Consider the following 16533-nt stretch of genomic DNA (forward strand, 5'->3'; position numbering starts at 1 on the left):
ACTGGCCTTCTCCGCTGGGGCGGAAGTACCCTTTGGATTCCCAGTTTTCGTACCACTGGCGCTCGATGTTTTCTGGCTGGTAGGTTTTTTCCATGGGTTTCTGCAGTGACCGTTGGTTGATTCACGATGGGGAAGTTTGAAACCGGCCATTATACATGGTCGCTTTGGTTCGGGCGAACGTATCCCTGTTAAGTGGCAAACGTGTTGGTCAGCGTTTTCGCATGTCGTGTAAGCGGGCTTCTATACCCAGCTTTCGCAGCTGTTTGTAGTGATCCCGAGCCTGGTTGAGTACCGCCGGGTCGTTTTGGGCGATCAGAGCCAATCTTCGGTATTGATCTGCTTCGTCAGGCAGGATGGAGGACAGGATGATTACGGTGTCCCAATCAGAAGCTGGCGGTGGGTAGAGCAGGATGCCGACCGGGTCTGAGCATGGGGTGGTTGGGTCGGTTGCGATGCTGTGGGGGATGAAGGCGTCTGGGGTGAAGTTCCAGAGTAGATCATCAAGTTCTTGGGCCTGTTGCTGGTTTTCACATAGCACACACACACGGTCGCCTTGCTGCCAGGCTTTGTCCACCAGTTTGGCAGCGTGGAGGTTGCGGGCGGCTGGGGTGTTTTGGGCGAGGATGTGGAACCAGTAGCGCTGGTTTTTGGCATCCTGGCCGGAGGGCCGGGCAGCTGGGCTGCCGGGCTCCGGTGGATGGGGCGGTTGGTTACCCTGCATGAGACATCAGGTAGTCGACCAGTAGGGGAACCGGGCGGCCGGTGGAGCCTTTGGCTTTGCCGGAATCCCAGGCGGTGCCGGCGATGTCCAGGTGGGCCCAGCGGTATTCTTTGGCAAACCGCGACAGGAAGCAGGCGGCGGTGATGGTGCCTGCGGGGCGGCCGCCGATATTGGCCATGTCGGCGAAGTTGCTGTCGAGCTGGCTTTGGTATTCATCCCACAGAGGCAGGCGCCAGGCGCGGTCGCCGGTTCTTTCACCAGCGGCCAGCAGTTCGTTGGCCAGTTTGTCGTTGTTGGCCAGCATGCCGGTGGCCTGATGACCCAGTGCGATGATGCAGGCGCCGGTCAGGGTGGCCAGGTCGATGACGGCTTCCGGGTCAAACTTCTTCACGTAGGTGAGGGCATCGCACAATACCAGGCGGCCTTCGGCGTCGGTGTTGAGGATTTCAACGGTCATGCCGCTCAGGGTGGTGACAATGTCGCCGGGGCGTGATGCGGAGCCGTCGGGCATGTTTTCGGCGGCAGCAATCACAGCAACCACGTTGATGTTGGGCTTGGTTTCGGCCAGTACTTGCATGGTGCCGAATACGCTGGCGGAGCCGCCCATGTCGTATTTCATTTCGTCCATGCCTGCGCCGGGCTTGAGGCTGATGCCGCCGCTGTCGAAGGTGATGCCTTTGCCGACCAATACGTAAGGCTTTTCGTCAGCTTTGCCGCCGCGGTATTCCATAACAATCAGGCGGGGAGGCTGCTCGGAGCCTTTGCCAACGGCCAGTATGGTGTTCATGCCCATCTCTGCCATCTGCTTCTCATCCAGTACTTCGGTTTTGATGCAGTCGTGCTCTTTGGCCATGTTTTGCGCCTGTTCTGCCAGCCATACCGGGTGGCAAACGTTCGGCGGGGTGTTGCCCAGATCGCGGGTGTAGTTCATGCCGCGGCCGGTGGCGAGGCCCAGGTTGAAGGCGTCTTTCTGAGACTGGTCAGCGTCAGATGCCTGAACAATAATTTTGTTCAGTTTGCGGGCCGGGGGCTGCTCGCTCTTGTATCCGGTGAATGTGTAGAGTTGTTCTTCCAGCGTGCGGCCAAGTAGGTTCAAGCGCGCGTCTTCTGAAGCGATGGCTTCTGAACCCTGAATTTGGGTGTCGGTCAGGCAGATGACGGCGCTATTGGAAGGGCCGTCTTTAATTGCGCCAACGGCGGCAATTAAAGCTTTGTGGTAAATGGCCTGATGGCGGTCGTCGTTTTTGCCTGTGCCGATTACAATAACTCGTTGCCAAGGCTGCTCCGTAAGGGGCAGGGTGTTAACCGAGGCATTTTTGCCCGTCAGGTCGCCGGCTTGTTCCAGTTGTTTGATCAGCCCTCCCAAAGCCTGGTCTGCTGCTTTGGTGGTTTCCGGCCACTCACCGTTTTCGGGCAGTCCGATAACGAGGCAATCGGTGTTGGTCGCCGTGATGGCTTTGTTGCTCAGGCTGAAATTCATGACAACTCCTGTTGTGTGATTCGAATGTTGGGCCGAGTAGGGCTTAGTGCATGTTCAATAGGATTGGGGCTAAGCCTCGAATAATCAAGCGCGTGCCTTATATTGCACGGATGGCTTTAATGTATGAGTGCTTTACTGTCATTCGGCTGCAAGGTTACATAGAATACGCGCAGTTTCCTGTATCCACCATCTTCTAACCGGGCGCCACCAGAGAGACTGATTTGACTATCATTTTCCGTTACCTCATTCGCCAGATTATGGTGAGCATGTTCGCCGTTTCCGGCATTTTGTTGCTGGTTTTTATGAGTGGCCGGTTCATCAAGTACCTGGGTAGTGCCGCAGAGGGTGAAATTGCGGCGGGCGTATTGTTTGCCATCATGGGTTACCGGTTTCCGGGTTTTCTTGAGCTGATTCTGCCGCTGGGTTTGTTTATCGGCATTTTGTTGGCCTATGGCCGTATGTATCTCGAGAGCGAGATGACGGTGTTGTTTGCTTGCGGTGTGAGTGAACGTCAGTTGCTGTCGAAAACGCTCCTTGGCGCTTTGCCTGTTATGTTTGTTGTCGGCGCGATGAGCCTATACGTATCGCCGTGGGGCATGAAACAAGTTGAGCAGATCTTTAATGAACAGCGCAAAGCCACCGAGTTTGAAATGCTCGCGCCGGGCCGGTTCCAGGATTTTACTTCGGGGACAAGGGTTACCTACACAGAGTCACTCAGCGATGATAAGCGCCAACTTCAAGGTGTCTTTATTGCTGAATATGACCGTGACGGCGAAGGTATAACGTTGATTACGGCTGAAACCGGTTCACAGCTGATTGATGAGGAAACTGGCAGCCGGTTTTTGATTCTTGAAGGCGGAGGTCGATTTCAGGGTGTGCCCGGCCAGCTCGATTATAACGCTACGCTCTTCGAGGCTTATGGCTTGAAAATCCAGAGTGGAGAGGCAGGCACCAAAGAGTTGGAAGAAGGTGTTTCAACGCTCGACCTTTGGCACTCGAATGAACCGGAAGATCGTGCGCTGTTGCACTGGCGGATTTCTCTGCCGTTGATTGTTCCGATTATAACGTTGCTGGCGGTGCGTCTGAGTCGGGTTAACCCGCGACAGGGCCGTTTCTTCCATTTGCTGCCAGCGATGTTGGTGTACATCACATACCTAGGGCTGCTGATCGTTGCCAGAGATGCACTGGCTGATGGCAAGGTGCCGGAGTGGCTGGGCATGTTGTGGGTTCATGCGCTGTTCCTTTCGTTGGGTTTGTGGTTGCAGTTTGGCCCGGCCTGGTTGAATCGTCGCCGTCTTGTAAAGGAGGCGAATGGCCATGCGTAAGATTGACAATTACGTGATGAGTACCGTCGGCGGCGCCATGTTTTTGGTGATGGTTGTGGTGCTGTCGCTGGATTTGATTTTCGCGTTCATCGCCGAGCTTGAAGATACCCGAAACGGCTACCAGACCCTGGAGGCGCTTTGGTATGTAGCGCTGACGTTGCCCCGCCGCATATATGATTACCTGCCTCTGGGCGCGTTTATGGGGTGCTTGGTGGGGCTGGGAACCATGGCCAGTTCTTCTGAATTGACGATTATACGGGCAGCCGGCGTTTCGCTGAAACGCATCGTTTGGTCAGCCATGAAGCCGGCCTTGATCGTGGTTTTGCTTGGCGTGTTCATTGGTGAGTATGTGGCCCCGACCACTGAGCGTATTGCCCAGAGCGATAAAGCGGTGGCGTTGGGTGCCGGCAAGAATGTGGCCGAGGCCCATGGGGTTTGGCATCGCGAAGGTAACACCTTCATACACCTGAACGCGGTGCAGCCAGACGGTGTATTGATGGGCGTTTCGTTGTTTGAATTCGATAACCAGCGGCAGTTGACCGAATCGAGTTTCGCGGAGACTGCGGCCTTCTATGGCGATCACTGGATTCTCGAAAATGTGGTCACAACCCGTTTCGAAGGTGAGCGTACGGTGCGCAACGAGCAGGCGTCACTGCGTTGGGATACCGGTTTGTCTCCGGAAGTTTTGAGCGTGCTGATTGTGAAGCCTGAAAACCTCTCAATGACCGGCTTGTTCACCTACGCCCGTTATTTGGGTGAGCAGGGGCTGACCGCCGCACAGTACTGGCTGGCGTTCTGGAAAAAAGCATTAATGCCTCTGGGGACTGCCGTCATGGTGCTAGTGGCTATCTCATTTGTTTTCGGGCCGCTGCGTTCGGTCACCATGGGCTTCCGGGTGTTTACCGGCTTGCTGGTGGGGCTGCTGTTCAAGTACATGCAGGATTTGCTGGGGCCGATGAGCATGGTTTACGGCTTCAACCCGATGATTGCGGTGCTGGCGCCGATACTCCTCAATGCTGCGGTGGGAGCGGTGTTAATGAGACGGGCCGGCTAAGCCGGCCCGAAGTTAGGTTATTTCTTGGTAGGTTTCGGCAATGCTACAACCACACTGTCGGAAATCCGGTCGGTGACTGACAGTCCGTTGATCGGGTAAAACAAGGCAATGATGGCTGGTACCGTCAGAAACAATGTGACAGCACCAAGGTAATGACCGCCGAGCATCGCCAGAAAAACGACGGCAGACGCCGTTCCGTAGCGAAGCAATGACTGGGTCCAGGTGACGGATGTGCCGTCAAGGTTTTCGATGCGCACCCGCCAAACCTGCATGCCCAGCGTCTGGCCGGCGCGGGTCCAGAAATAAGCAAAGAACAGATACAGCACAAGGAACAGAACAAACGTTAGCCCGGGGTCTCCGGATAGCTGGCCTTCTTCTGCCATGTGTTCGTAGGTATCCCAGCCTGTAATCCAGCCGGAAACCATGGTGTAACCCCATGTGGCCACCAAGAGCACAGCAATGCTGATCAAGCCGTCGTAGATAATGGCCAATGCCCGCTTTAATGCAGTGGCTGGCGCTAGTAGTTCCTCGGCGTCGTGGAAGCGGCGGGGCATGGGTTCTCCTATGAGGTTTCACGTTTTTCATGTTCTCGGCGTGTGCTAGAGTAGCGGATTTGCACACGCATGTAAGTATTCGTATTTCAATCGCGGACCTGCCGGCTATTCGGCGGGTTTCTGGAAAGGTATCAAAGGGCTATGAAAACCGCAGAGTTGCGACAGACGTTCCTCGATTATTTCAAACAGCACGGTCACGCCATTGTTCCGAGTAGTTCGCTGGTTCCAGCGGATGATCCAACATTGCTGTTTACCAACGCGGGCATGAACCAGTTCAAGGATACCTTCCTTGGTCGGGAAGAGCGCGACTACACTCGGGCGACTTCAACCCAGAAGTGTGTGCGCGCCGGCGGTAAACACAACGACCTCGAAAACGTAGGTTACACCGCGCGTCACCACACATTCTTCGAGATGCTGGGCAACTTCAGCTTTGGTGATTACTTCAAGCGTGAAGCGATCAATTTTGCCTGGACCTTTCTGACCGGTGAGCAGTGGCTTAATCTGCCGATCGAGAAGTTGTGGGTGACCGTTTACGCGGATGACGATGAAGCCTTCGATATCTGGAATAAAGAAGTGGGCGTGCCTGCCGAGCGCATTGTTCGCATCGGTGATAACAAAGGTGGCCGTTACGCGTCAGATAATTTCTGGCAGATGGGCGATACCGGTCCTTGCGGCCCTTGCACTGAAATCTTCTTTGATCATGGCCCGGATGTGGCAGGCGGCCCTCCCGGCAGCCCGGAAGAAGATGGTGACCGTTACATCGAAATCTGGAACGTGGTGTTCATGCAGTACAACCGAACTGCTGATGGCGAAATGCTGAACCTGCCTAAGCCTTCGGTGGATACCGGTATGGGCCTTGAGCGTATCGCGGCAGTATTGCAGGGCGTGCACAGTAACTACGAAATCGACCTGTTCCAAGACTTGCTGAAAGCGGCGTCTGACATCCTCGGCGGTGCGGCGACCACGGAGGCCTCTCTCCGCGTGGTGGCAGACCATATTCGTTCCTGTTCTTTCCTGATTGCAGATGGCGTCATGCCCTCTAATGAAGGTCGTGGCTTTGTTTTGCGCCGGATCATTCGACGGGCTGCGCGCCACGGTAACAAGCTGGGTGCTAATGGGCCGTTCTTCCATAAGTTGGCCAAGCCTCTGGCGGGCATGATGGGCGAAGCATTCCCGCAGTTGGTTAGCAACCTCAAGCAGATCGAAAAGGTATTGCTGCAGGAAGAAGAGCAGTTCGCTAAAACTCTGGATAAAGGGCTGCGTTTACTCGAGCAGGATATTGCCGAACTGAAAGGTTCTGAGATTCCTGGCGAAACGGTTTTCACGCTTTACGACACCTACGGCTTTCCGGTTGACCTGACGAATGACATCGCTCGTGAGCGCGGTTTGACTCTGGATTACACCGGCTATGAAAAAGCGATGGAAGCTCAGCGCGAACGTGCCCGGGCGGCCAGCAAGTTCGGAGTTGATTACAACGCTGAAGGTCTGAGTATTGACGGCGAAACCGAGTTCACGGGTTACGACCACATCGATGGAAAAGAACGTGTGCGCGTGGTTTTGGTTAACGGTGAAGAGCGCAAGGCCGTGGCCGGCGATGACTGTGTGGTTGTGCTTGAACGCACCCCGTTCTACGCCGAATCCGGTGGTCAGGTGGGTGATACCGGGCTGCTGACCTGGAATGGTGGTCGCTTTGAAGTTGCGGATACCCGTAAAGACGGAGAGAACCACCTGCACGTGGGGAAACTCATTGAAGGTGAGTTGAGTGTGGGGCAAGAGGTGGATGCTCGCATCGATCATGAACGTCGCGAGCGTACCAAGCGCAACCATTCCGCTACGCACTTGCTGCATGCAGCCTTACGCAAGGTGCTGGGTGAGCACGTAAACCAGAAGGGCTCATTGGTTGACCCGGACAAACTGCGTTTCGACTTTTCCCACTTTGAAGCGGTTACACCTGAGCAGTTGAAAGAAATTGAACGCCAGGTAAATGAGCAGGTACTCCAGAATACGCCAGTTGAAATTGATGTGACGGACATGGAAACCGCGCAGGAAAAAGGAGCCATGGCACTGTTTGGTGAGAAGTACGGTGATGTGGTGCGAGTGCTAAGCATGGGTTCTGATCGATATTCTGTGGAACTTTGTGGCGGTACTCACGTCTCTCGTACGGGCGATATCGGCATGATGCGAATCACCTCCGAAAGCGGTATTTCCTCGGGTGTTCGTCGTATCGAAGCGGTCACTGGCTTTGGCGCGCTGGGGTGGGTAGATGAAACCGAGAGCACGTTGCGCAAAACCGCCAAGCTGGTGAGGGCGACTCCGGAAACGTTGGTAGACAAAGTCCAGCAAACTCTTGACCGCAATCGTCAGCTGGAAAAAGACATCGCAGCGATGAAAGCGAAGTTGGCCAGTTCTGCTGGTAGTGATCTGGCGGCGTCTGCCGTGCAAGTGGGTGACCTCAAAGTCGTTGCGGCGCAGATGGATGGAGCTGATCGAAAGGCGCTGATGGAAACTGCCGACCAGCTGAAGAACAAGCTGGGTGAAGGTGTGGTGGTCTTAGCCACTGTCGAAGACGGCAAAGTTGTTCTGGTTGCCGGTGTGACCAAGTCCGCTACAGGCAAGGTTAAAGCGGGTGATTTGATGAAGCACCTGTGTGCCCAAGTGGATGGAAAAGGCGGTGGCCGTCCGGACATGGCTCAAGGTGGTGGCAATGATGCGTCGAAGCTGGCCGACGCTCTGGCGGGTGTGCCTGCCTGGGTTGAAGGAAATATCCAGTAAGACGCTGTTTTCCGGAGTGGGCACGGGTTTATAATCCGCCCGCTTTATACGATGGCGGAGCCTTAGGGCTCCGCTTTGGGTCCCCGGTTCGGAGTTTGGCAAAACATGGCTCTGTTGGTTCAAAAGTTTGGTGGTACATCCGTCGGCACAACCGAGCGGATTGAGGCGGTGGCCGACAAGATATGTCGGTTCCGCAAGGAAGGGCACGATATCGTTGTCGTGGTCTCGGCAATGAGCGGTGAGACAAATCGCCTGATCGCATTGGCCGGCGACATTATGGAAGAGCCTACACCACGGGAAATGGACGTACTGGTTTCCACCGGTGAGCAAGTGACAATTGCTTTGCTGTCCATGGCGCTGCAAAAACGTGGCTGTGACGCTCGTTCTTATACGGGTGGCCAGGTTCGGATTTTGACCGATAACAGTCACAACAAGGCTCGCATCAAAGACATTGATGCGCATCGGATGCAGTCAGATCTTGATGCAGGCCGAGTGATTGTGGTGGCCGGCTTTCAAGGTGTGGACGAGCAGGGAAACATTACCACGCTTGGTCGCGGTGGTTCCGATACCACTGCTGTTGCACTGGCTGCAGCGCTGAAGGCCGATGAATGCCAGATCTACACCGATGTAGACGGTGTTTATACGACCGACCCGCGTGTTGTAGATAGTGCGCGCAGGCTGGATCGTATTACATTTGAGGAAATGCTCGAGATGGCGAGCCTGGGTTCAAAGGTTCTACAGATCCGTGCTGTCGAGTTTGCAGGTAAATACAACGTTCCGTTAAGGGTGCTTTCCAGCTTCCAGGAAGGCGAAGGAACCCTGATCACTTTTGAGGATGATACGGCCATGGAACAACCGGTTGTTTCCGGCATTGCTTTTAATCGTGATGAAGCCAAGCTGACTATTTCCGGTGTGCCGGATACTCCGGGTAGCGCCCTGAGAATTCTGAAGCCAATCAGCGATGCCAACATCGAAGTTGACATGATTGTTCAGAACGTTGGTCAGGACAACAAAACAGCGTTCACGTTCACCGTGAATCGCCCCGATTTGAAGCGTGCCCAAGGCATTCTGCGTGGTATTTCTGAGGAAATTGGCGCGGGTGAAGTGGGTGGCGACAGCAAAATCGCCAAAGTCAGTATCGTGGGTGTTGGCATGCGCTCCCATGCCGGTGTTGCTACCCAGATGTTTGAGGCATTGTCGAAAGAAGGCATTAACATTCAGATGATCTCCACGTCTGAAATCAAGGTTTCGGTGGTGATCGATGAAAAGTATCTCGAGTTGGCCGTCCGCGCGTTGCATAGCACGTTCGGGCTGGAAAACGCTGGGGTAGATGAGAGCGCTTGATAGCAGGATGCTGAGGGGCGTATCTCTGGGTCATTGGTAATATCTATCAAGAGCTATTTTGGCATAAGTGTTATTGCGTCTATAGTTTGATAGGTGATCCCTTTATAAAAGCAATAAGTAAAAAGTAGTAACAGTCGGAACAGGTAGCTTTGCAATAGGGAGTTTGAAATATGCTTATTTTAACCCGCCGTGTTGGCGAAACGCTGATGATCGGTGACGAAGTGACCGTCACTGTTCTCGGGGTAAAGGGGAATCAGGTTCGTATTGGAGTGAATGCTCCTAAAGACGTAGCGGTTCACCGTGAAGAAATCTATCAGCGCATTCAGTCCGAAAAAGGCTCCGATGAGCCAGAACCGGGCAATAGTTGATCAGAAAAAAGCCGTTCAGGGGTAACTTGAGCGGCTTTTTTAATTTTAGTGCAAATCGATTAGAAAAAAGTCGTGTCAACCCTATGAAAACAGAAAAGTTGTGGTAGTATACGCACCGTTCTCAAGGAGAGGTGGGTGAGTGGCTGAAACCAGTTCCCTGCTAAGGAACCGTACGAGAAATCGTACCGAGGGTTCGAATCCCTCCCTCTCCGCCATTCTTTCTCGGAAGAATGAGAACAGGTTGAAGTTGCTTTCAACCACATGCGACTAGATGTGCGGCTGTAGCTCAGCTGGATAGAGTACCTGGCTACGAACCAGGCGGTCGGAGGTTCGAATCCTCCCAGCCGCGCCATTTTTCGCAAACAAGTTTTTAGCGGCTGTAGCTCAGCTGGATAGAGTACCTGGCTACGAACCAGGCGGTCGGAGGTTCGAATCCTCCCAGCCGCGCCATTATTAAGTTGTTGAGAGACAACTAAAAACCCAGCCTAAGTGCTGGGTTTTTTTATGTCTGAAATTTATCTATCTGCCTTAGGGGCGCTAGTTGCCAATGACTACGTCTGTTATATAATGCAGGCATGAATAATCCCATCATTAATCGTCGTGGACGAAAAACAAGTAAACGCCAGTTGGCCGAAGGCGAATACACCATCGACGACCTCGCGCGCCGTGGCAGTACCACAGTGCGCAACATCCGTGCGTACCAGGACCGGGGAATTCTCGAGCCTCCTGAAAAACGCGGACGTTTGGGCATCTACTTTGATTCGCATGCCGCTCGGCTCGACATTATCAATAACCTGCTAGATCGCGGGTATTCCATTGATAATATTCGTGAATTGCTTGCCGCATGGACCGATGGACGTCATTTAGAGGACATTTTGGGCTTGGAGAAGGCGATCACGCTTGCTTTCTCATCTGAAGCGCCCCGTGAGTACAGCCTTGCGGATCTCCTCAAAATGTTCGGTCTGAAGAGTAGCAGTAAGAGCATGATTGATGACGCGGTCAAGCTGGGCCTGATAGAGCGCAAACGCACCAAGTTTGTGGCTCCGAGTCCGAGGCTTATTGAAGCCGGCGCTCAGTTGGTCAAGTTGGGTATGTCTTTTGATGAAATCATCGATCTGTTGCGCCTTTTACGGGGCAATGTGCAGCGGGCAGCGGACGGTTTGGTGAAGGTTGCTGTTGCACGCTACGATGAGTTTGGCGATGAGCTGCCGCCCTCTGAGACCATTCGTGAGCTTTCTCAGTTGATTTGGGAGCTTCGCCCACTCGCTCATCAAACAATTCGTGCTGAAGCTGAGCTTGCACTTAACCGTTCCCTGCGCAATTTCTTGGGCGATCGTCTCTCTGCTGTCATAGAAAATATGCAAGAGGAGCGATAAAGAAACTGTCTCCACTCGACAGCTTCTTTAGGTATTTCACGTTTGTTGAAGCTACACGGACTTCCTCTCCGGCGTGCTGCTGCCGGGAGGAAGATCAGACGTGATATTTGTTAATTCTGAAGCTTCACGCAGATGCGGTGGTCTTCGTTTCCGGTTTCTGCGTGGCGAGGTAGGCGGGTGAGCCGTTCAGATAATTCAAGGCCAGCTCTGTTGATCCTTCGTTAGAGGGATTATAGAACGGTGACAGGAAGGATAGCTCTTTCAGGGTCAGCCAGGTCAGGCCTGGCAGGTGGCCTGTTTTCGCAGCTCGACTCCATTCACGCCAAATCCACGGCCGGAAAATGCTGGGTCGTTTTTTGGCGAAGCGTGAGTCCTGTTTCATCAGATGTGCTGCGCCGTCGGCCCATAATCCGAAAATAAGAGGGAAGGTAATCAGCGCCAAATAGGAGCGAGATGCATAGCTGCCGCCAAGGTGCTGATATAAATCAAAGGCCACACAACGGTGCTCAACCTCTTCAGCGCCGTGCCAGCGCAACAGATCGAGAAGCACCTCATCCGCACCAGCATCGTCCCACGTTTTGTTTTCCAGCGCGTACATGCCAAGAACGCATGTCATGTGTTCGACAGCTGCGACTAAACCTAAGCGAAATACCAGCCAGTTCCGTTCTAATCGTTTGGGGATTTTTTGTCCAAACGGGTTGTCGGCCAGAGCCACCTTGAACAGGCTATCCATGAAATCGGTATTTCGGGCCGTTTCTATGTTGTGGTTTTGCAAGTATTCCTCGACGGCGCCGCCATGAGCGCGTGCGTGCATGGCTTCCTGTCGGATAAAGGCTTGTACGTCCTCTCGGAGTTTCTCATCGGTGATGTGTGGAAGAGCCTTGTTAAAAAGTCGGCAGAACCAATATTCTCCAGCTGGCAGGATCATATTGATTTGATTGATGAAGTGACTCGCAAACGGTTGCCCGGGAATCCATTCCAACGGCGTGTCTGCCCAGTTGAATTCCACACGACGCGGAGTGAGAGAATGCGGGCTTGAAGAGCCTTTTTGCTGTTTTTGGAAGCGCGGCCAGTTTATCTTGCTAGCTTTTGAAGCAGTGATTGTTGCCATTGTTAATCTCCTGTTGTTGTTAAGCCAGCTCTAGCTTTGCCAGCCAGCGGCTCAGTGACGGAGAGGCCCGTCCGATAAGGTTCAGGCCGTATGCTTCCGGGCCAACCAGCACCTCATCTTGGTCATTTTTCAATGCCTTAATAATGCTGGAGGAGACGGCTGCGGGGCTGAGATTTCGACGGGCATACAACTTGGATGCCCGGTTTCGGTCTTCGCTTTCAGCTTCGGCGCTTTTGCCCACAAATCGTGTTCGGTCGGTAATTCCGCTGTTCACAATGCCTGGGCATACAGTGATGACTCTGACGCCGTGATGGGCCAGATCGGCCCGCATACAATCGGAAAGCATGCGAACAGCGGCTTTGGTGGTGGAATAGGCGCTCATGGAGCGATTGGGGGAGAAAGCTGCTGCTGACGAGACGTTGATAACAACGCCATTGTTTTGAGCTTCGGCCATTTGTTTGCCGAAGAGCTGAGAGCCGTGAATGACAGACCAGAGGTTCACATTGAGAATTCGTCTCCAGTCTGCGCGGCTGGTTTGCAAAAAGGGGCCAGCCATCCCGATGCCGGCATTGTTGATCAGAATATCGGGGACTTGTTCTTTTTTGGCTAGCTCGCGTGCGAGTTTATCCCAGCTACCGGCGCTTCCCACGTCCATGGTATAGCTCGTGGCTCGAGCGCCGAGAAGGCCGGCGAGTTCAGCGGTACGCGCAGCGGCATCAGTGTCAATGTCGATTGCAATGACATCTGCGCCAGCTTTAGCGAGCTCGAGCAGTGTCTCTCGCCCAATGCCATTTCCTGCTCCGGTCACAACCGCCAGTTTACCGCTGAATACCTTTCGCGTTCCCTGAACGCGGTGGCGATCCAATCCGGGTGGGGCATCGCTATCGGGTGCGCCGGATTCAATGAAATCAACAAAGCGACAAAGACGATTCGCGACAACTTCAGGATGGCTAACCTGTATCCAGTGCCCGCCATTGATTTCTTCGCACCAAAGTCGCGGAACCCACTTGTGCAAGTCTTCAAACAGCATCGGGGTTACAAATTTGTCTCGTTTTGGGACAAGAAGTTGTACGGGAAGTTGTGTCGACTTCTCTTGTGGCGAGGTGATTCGCGGGATTACGTTGGCGCGGTATAGGCGAACGCCCATCGCACCATCTTTCCGCTGACTGTCAAAATGTGGACATTCTTCAATACCTTCAACGTGCTGAAGCAAGCGAGGCCAAAGTTTATCCAGTCCCGATTTCCATAGCGTGGGGGCCAAAACGGGAAGGTGAAACGCAGCGATGTACCATGAGTGAGCGACTTGTTTGGCTATTTTGTTAATTTGGGTTGGTTTTCCGCTCTTCAGACCTTGTTTTAACCAATAGCCAACGTGGTCCAGGCTGGGGCCTGAAATTGAGGTGTATGACTTTATGCGCTCTTGAAGGTTGGGATGAGTGGCAAACTCCCAGCATTGTATTGAGCCCCAGTCATGGCCAACAAGATGCACGGGCTTTTCGGGGCTAACTGCGTCGAGAACGGCACGAAAATCAGCCGTTAGATGCTCCAGGGCATAGTCCTTGGTACGGTGGGGGGCGTCGGATTTTCCCGCACCGCGAACATCGTACACGGCGACATGAAAGCGCTTTGCAAGCTCGCCTATTGTGGCGTCCCAGATATGGCTGCAATCGGGGTAGCCGTGGACAAGCACGATGGTCGTATCGGCATTTTTGTTCCACTCGCGGACATGGAGGCGAAGCCCTTTGTTCTCGATGAATTGGCTGCTTTCGTTCATGCTTTGAACTCTGTCGTTATTGATACATTGGAAAATGTAACAATAAGCGGTGAGTTGGTCAATGAGGCGTGGGGTTTTGGGTGGGTGCGTTTTGATTTGTACGGGCGGAAATTACGTGTGCTCAAAAAAAGCCCCGCATTGAGCGGGGCTGATGGTTATCATTACCACATTAAGTCATCGGGTATTTCGTAGCCAGCATATGGGTCATCATCACCTTGATCTTCTGCCGTGCGATCGTGCAAAACCACAACCGCAGATTCGTCCCGCTCCATGATCTTGCGGGCCACGGCCTCTGCGACCAGCTCATACTCGCTGTTAACAAAAACAACGGCCAGCCGGCCTCGTGACAACTGATCCACCATCTGGTCGTCGACAAAAATCTTTTTGATTTTTTTCTCGTGCACAAACTGGTAAGACGTTTCACCGCGGCTGCGATCCAGGCGGTTAGTTTCTACCAGTTGGCGAATCTGGGCCTGGATGGCTTTCTTGTTGGCTTCTTTTTGGCGTTCCAGGTTCAGTTGCCGGTCTCGCTCGGCCTGCTCCTGGCGAGCTTGGCGTGCCCGTTCTTCAACTTCGTTGACTTGGGCGGCACCTTTAGGCTGCTGTTTACGTTGTTTGCGCTTCTCAGAGCGAATGGTGCGGGCTTTTTTTTCATCGGCGAGCCCGGCTTTGAGTAATTGGTCCTGCAAAGACGCCATCAGTGACTCCGTAGATTCGTGATAAACTTAACCAAATTATCTCTAGTATACGCCGTCAGAGCGAACTCAATCACCCACGATTATTCATCCCACGGATTTTTCTATGTCTTCTTTTAAAGAGCTTGGCCTTTCTTCGACCATGCTGGCTAACCTTGAGCAGCTGGGCTTCACGCAGCCTACCGGCATTCAGGTAAAGGCTTTGCCGCCGGCCTTGGCGGGCAAAGATGTGATTGCCATGGCTCAAACCGGGAGTGGCAAAACGGCTGCGTTCGGTATTCCTTTGGTTGAAAAACTTCAGCCCAAACGATTTTCGGTTCAGGCTTTGGTGCTTTGTCCTACCCGTGAGTTGGCGGATCAGGTGGCTAAAGCCTTGCGGGAGCTGGCACGCGCCAAAGAGAACGTCAAAGTGCTGACTTTGTGCGGTGGTGTTTCGATTGGGCCTCAAATCGGATCACTCAGCCATGGTGCGCACATCATCGTCGGCACGCCGGGACGAATCGAAGATCACCTGCGCAAAGGTACTTTGTCGCTAGAGAACCTGAATACGTTGGTTCTGGATGAAGCGGACCGCATGCTCGATATGGGGTTTGAGGAGGTTGTGGCTGGCATTCTTGCGCAAACACCTTCCTCGCGGCAGACCCTGTTGTTCTCGGCAACCTGGCCGGTGCCCATTCGTACCCTGAGTGAGCGTTTTCAGGTGGACCCGGAAGACGTTCGGATCGAGGTGAAAGATTCTACAGCCACGATTGAAGAGCTGTTTTATGAAATTGCGCCCGGAGAGGAAGTGGAGGCGGTTGCCGGATTGCTGTCCCGATTCCAGCCGACAGCGAGTTTGGTTTTCTGCACTACCAAGCGGGACTGCGACGATCTTGCGGACGCGCTCAGGCAGATGGGGTTCGCTGCTTCGGCCTTGCACGGTGATCTGGAGCAGAGAGAGCGTGACAGCACCCTGGTTCAGTTTGCGAACCAGAGTTGTACGGTTTTGGTGGCAACCGATGTTGCGGCACGCGGTTTGGATATCAAAGGATTGCCTCTGGTTATCAATGCGGAGCCCGCTCGGGATCCCGAAGTTTATACGCACCGGATTGGTCGCACAGGGCGTGCTGGTGAGCAGGGGCATGCGGTTACATTGTGCACGCCCAAACAGGGCCACAAGATTTCTCGATTAGAAAGCGCGCGCGGCCTGACAGCAGAGTGGGGTGATACCGGGCAACTGCTTGCGGAGCCTGTAAGACCTGTTGTCCCGCCTATGAAAACCCTCTGTCTGGCTGGTGGACGCAAAGAGAAGGTTCGTCGCGGCGATGTGCTTGGCGCTCTGACGGGCGAGGCCGGAATCCCTGGGTCAGCGGTAGGAAAGATTGATTTGTTCGATTTTCAGTGTTTCGTGGCCGTCGATGTGGCGTGGGCAGGCAAGGCGCTGTCCCGGCTGGAGCAGGGAAAAGTGAAAGGTCGGAAAATTCGGGTGCGTTATATCTGACCAAGGAGTGCGTTCTCGAGCGCTTAACGCCGATTTTTTCGGGTACGCTCGGGAAATCCCTATAGAAAAATAGGCTTTTGGTTGCTCCACAACAATGAAAACGGTAAATTACGCGGGATTTTGCCTCCCGTTTTGATTTTGTGCGCTATTAGACGTTTGTCTAAAAGTGTGTGATAGGAACGGGGAAATCACAAACCAATACAGGTAGCTGTTCAATATGAATGAGCTGATGTCACACGCCGTAGATTTGATGATCGCCGGTATGGGCTTTGTGTTCGCGTTTCTGGTTATTTTGGTATTCGCAACCGGCCTGATGTCGAAAATCATTCTGCGGCTTGCTCCGCCAGAGCCGGCAACCCCGGCTAGAACGCCACGTGCCAAGCCGAAGGCGCCAACGTCGGTTGACCCTGACACCGCCGAGGCCATTAAGAAGGCGATTGCACAATACCGGTCACGCCACAAGAAGTGACCCGGGAACG

The 16533-nt window shown here is 53.7% G+C and carries 14 protein-coding genes and 3 tRNA genes; 11 read left to right on the forward strand and 6 right to left on the reverse strand.

Translation table 11 applies throughout. From position 1 onward, the window contains the following. Positions 1–208 precede the first annotated feature (208 nt). Together VOI14_RS13075 and VOI14_RS13080 are read right to left on the reverse strand one after the other, a co-directional pair. Complete coding sequence (locus VOI14_RS13075) at positions 209–721, reverse strand: DNA polymerase III subunit chi (RefSeq protein ID WP_323752491.1); 513 nt, start codon at positions 719–721, stop codon at positions 209–211. Next, a complete protein-coding gene (locus VOI14_RS13080; RefSeq protein ID WP_323752492.1) occupies positions 711–2201 on the reverse strand; it encodes a leucyl aminopeptidase in 1491 nt (496 codons plus the stop codon). Before VOI14_RS13080 ends, VOI14_RS13075 begins: the two co-directional genes overlap by 11 nt. A gap of 221 nt (positions 2202–2422) precedes the next feature. Between VOI14_RS13080 and lptF the strand changes: the two genes are divergently transcribed. Next, positions 2423–3526 carry an LPS export ABC transporter permease LptF gene (gene lptF / locus VOI14_RS13085; RefSeq protein ID WP_323752493.1) on the forward strand — a complete coding sequence of 368 codons (1104 nt, stop codon included), beginning with the start codon at positions 2423–2425 and terminating at the stop codon, positions 3524–3526. Continuing rightward, on the forward strand, positions 3519–4580 hold the full coding sequence (gene lptG / locus VOI14_RS13090; RefSeq protein WP_323752494.1) for an LPS export ABC transporter permease LptG: 1062 nt from the start codon (positions 3519–3521) through the stop codon (positions 4578–4580). Before lptF ends, lptG begins: the two co-directional genes overlap by 8 nt. A gap of 17 nt (positions 4581–4597) precedes the next feature. Here lptG and VOI14_RS13095 read toward each other — a convergent pair whose 3' ends face one another. Next, positions 4598–5134 (reverse strand): RDD family protein, encoded by a 537-nt coding sequence (locus tag VOI14_RS13095; RefSeq protein ID WP_323752495.1) that lies wholly within the window; start codon positions 5132–5134, stop codon positions 4598–4600. A gap of 141 nt (positions 5135–5275) precedes the next feature. Here VOI14_RS13095 and alaS point away from each other — a divergent pair, with 141 nt between their 5' ends. The 7 genes from alaS to VOI14_RS13130 all read left to right on the forward strand — a co-directional run bounded on the left by alaS (position 5276) and on the right by VOI14_RS13130 (position 10994). Beyond that, a complete protein-coding gene (gene alaS, locus VOI14_RS13100) occupies positions 5276–7906 on the forward strand; it encodes an alanine--tRNA ligase (RefSeq protein WP_323752496.1) in 2631 nt (876 codons plus the stop codon). A gap of 105 nt (positions 7907–8011) precedes the next feature. Then, positions 8012–9250: an aspartate kinase gene (locus tag VOI14_RS13105; protein ID WP_323752497.1), complete on the forward strand. Its 1239-nt coding sequence runs from the start codon at positions 8012–8014 to the stop codon at positions 9248–9250. A gap of 170 nt (positions 9251–9420) precedes the next feature. Next, on the forward strand, positions 9421–9618 hold the full coding sequence (gene csrA, locus VOI14_RS13110; protein ID WP_133005221.1) for a carbon storage regulator CsrA: 198 nt from the start codon (positions 9421–9423) through the stop codon (positions 9616–9618). 125 nt (positions 9619–9743) lie between these two features. Next, positions 9744–9833 (forward strand) — tRNA-Ser (locus VOI14_RS13115). Positions 9834–9893: 60 nt separating this feature from the next. Further along, positions 9894–9970 (forward strand) — tRNA-Arg (locus VOI14_RS13120). Positions 9971–9991: 21 nt separating this feature from the next. Beyond that, a tRNA-Arg gene (locus tag VOI14_RS13125) sits at positions 9992–10068 on the forward strand. Positions 10069–10193: 125 nt separating this feature from the next. Next, on the forward strand, positions 10194–10994 hold the full coding sequence (locus tag VOI14_RS13130) for a MerR family transcriptional regulator (protein ID WP_323752498.1): 801 nt from the start codon (positions 10194–10196) through the stop codon (positions 10992–10994). 124 nt (positions 10995–11118) lie between these two features. Here the strand turns inward: VOI14_RS13130 and VOI14_RS13135 are convergent, their stop codons facing one another. The 3 genes from VOI14_RS13135 to VOI14_RS13145 all read right to left on the reverse strand — a co-directional run bounded on the left by VOI14_RS13135 (position 11119) and on the right by VOI14_RS13145 (position 14577). Next, on the reverse strand, positions 11119–12105 hold the full coding sequence (locus VOI14_RS13135) for a metal-dependent hydrolase (RefSeq protein WP_323752499.1): 987 nt from the start codon (positions 12103–12105) through the stop codon (positions 11119–11121). Positions 12106–12124: 19 nt separating this feature from the next. Next, positions 12125–13879 (reverse strand): SDR family oxidoreductase, encoded by a 1755-nt coding sequence (locus tag VOI14_RS13140; protein ID WP_323752500.1) that lies wholly within the window; start codon positions 13877–13879, stop codon positions 12125–12127. A 161-nt stretch (positions 13880–14040) separates the two neighbouring features. Next, positions 14041–14577: a DUF2058 domain-containing protein gene (locus tag VOI14_RS13145; RefSeq protein ID WP_323752501.1), complete on the reverse strand. Its 537-nt coding sequence runs from the start codon at positions 14575–14577 to the stop codon at positions 14041–14043. A 103-nt stretch (positions 14578–14680) separates the two neighbouring features. Here VOI14_RS13145 and dbpA point away from each other — a divergent pair, with 103 nt between their 5' ends. Both dbpA and VOI14_RS13155 read left to right on the forward strand, forming a co-directional pair. Beyond that, the gene (gene dbpA, locus VOI14_RS13150) at positions 14681–16054 is read left to right on the forward strand and encodes an ATP-dependent RNA helicase DbpA (protein ID WP_323752502.1); all 1374 of its coding nucleotides are present in this window, start codon (positions 14681–14683) and stop codon (positions 16052–16054) included. Positions 16055–16271: 217 nt separating this feature from the next. Then, positions 16272–16523 (forward strand): OadG family protein, encoded by a 252-nt coding sequence (locus VOI14_RS13155; protein ID WP_323752503.1) that lies wholly within the window; start codon positions 16272–16274, stop codon positions 16521–16523. The last annotated feature ends 10 nt before the right edge of the window (positions 16524–16533 follow it).

Origin of the sequence: Marinobacter sp. (assembly GCF_034669625.1) — a bacterium.
Taxonomy (GTDB): domain Bacteria; phylum Pseudomonadota; class Gammaproteobacteria; order Pseudomonadales; family Oleiphilaceae; genus Marinobacter.

What these genes read in the sequence shown, in the direction of transcription:
- VOI14_RS13080 (WP_323752492.1), bottom strand. Translation starts at nt 2,201, where the DNA reads ATGAATTTCAGCCTGAGCAACAAAGCCATCACGGCGACCAACACCGAT.
- VOI14_RS13145 (WP_323752501.1), bottom strand. Translation starts at nt 14,577, where the DNA reads ATGGCGTCTTTGCAGGACCAATTACTCAAAGCCGGGCTCGCCGATGAA.
- VOI14_RS13105 (WP_323752497.1), top strand. Translation starts at nt 8,012, where the DNA reads ATGGCTCTGTTGGTTCAAAAGTTTGGTGGTACATCCGTCGGCACAACC.
- VOI14_RS13130 (WP_323752498.1), top strand. Translation starts at nt 10,194, where the DNA reads ATGAATAATCCCATCATTAATCGTCGTGGACGAAAAACAAGTAAACGC.
- VOI14_RS13155 (WP_323752503.1), top strand. Translation starts at nt 16,272, where the DNA reads ATGAATGAGCTGATGTCACACGCCGTAGATTTGATGATCGCCGGTATG.
- VOI14_RS13075 (WP_323752491.1), bottom strand. Translation starts at nt 721, where the DNA reads ATGCAGGGTAACCAACCGCCCCATCCACCGGAGCCCGGCAGCCCAGCT.
- dbpA (WP_323752502.1), top strand. Translation starts at nt 14,681, where the DNA reads ATGTCTTCTTTTAAAGAGCTTGGCCTTTCTTCGACCATGCTGGCTAAC.
- csrA (WP_133005221.1), top strand. Translation starts at nt 9,421, where the DNA reads ATGCTTATTTTAACCCGCCGTGTTGGCGAAACGCTGATGATCGGTGAC.
- VOI14_RS13135 (WP_323752499.1), bottom strand. Translation starts at nt 12,105, where the DNA reads ATGGCAACAATCACTGCTTCAAAAGCTAGCAAGATAAACTGGCCGCGC.
- VOI14_RS13095 (WP_323752495.1), bottom strand. Translation starts at nt 5,134, where the DNA reads ATGCCCCGCCGCTTCCACGACGCCGAGGAACTACTAGCGCCAGCCACT.
- alaS (WP_323752496.1), top strand. Translation starts at nt 5,276, where the DNA reads ATGAAAACCGCAGAGTTGCGACAGACGTTCCTCGATTATTTCAAACAG.
- VOI14_RS13140 (WP_323752500.1), bottom strand. Translation starts at nt 13,879, where the DNA reads ATGAACGAAAGCAGCCAATTCATCGAGAACAAAGGGCTTCGCCTCCAT.
- lptG (WP_323752494.1), top strand. Translation starts at nt 3,519, where the DNA reads ATGCGTAAGATTGACAATTACGTGATGAGTACCGTCGGCGGCGCCATG.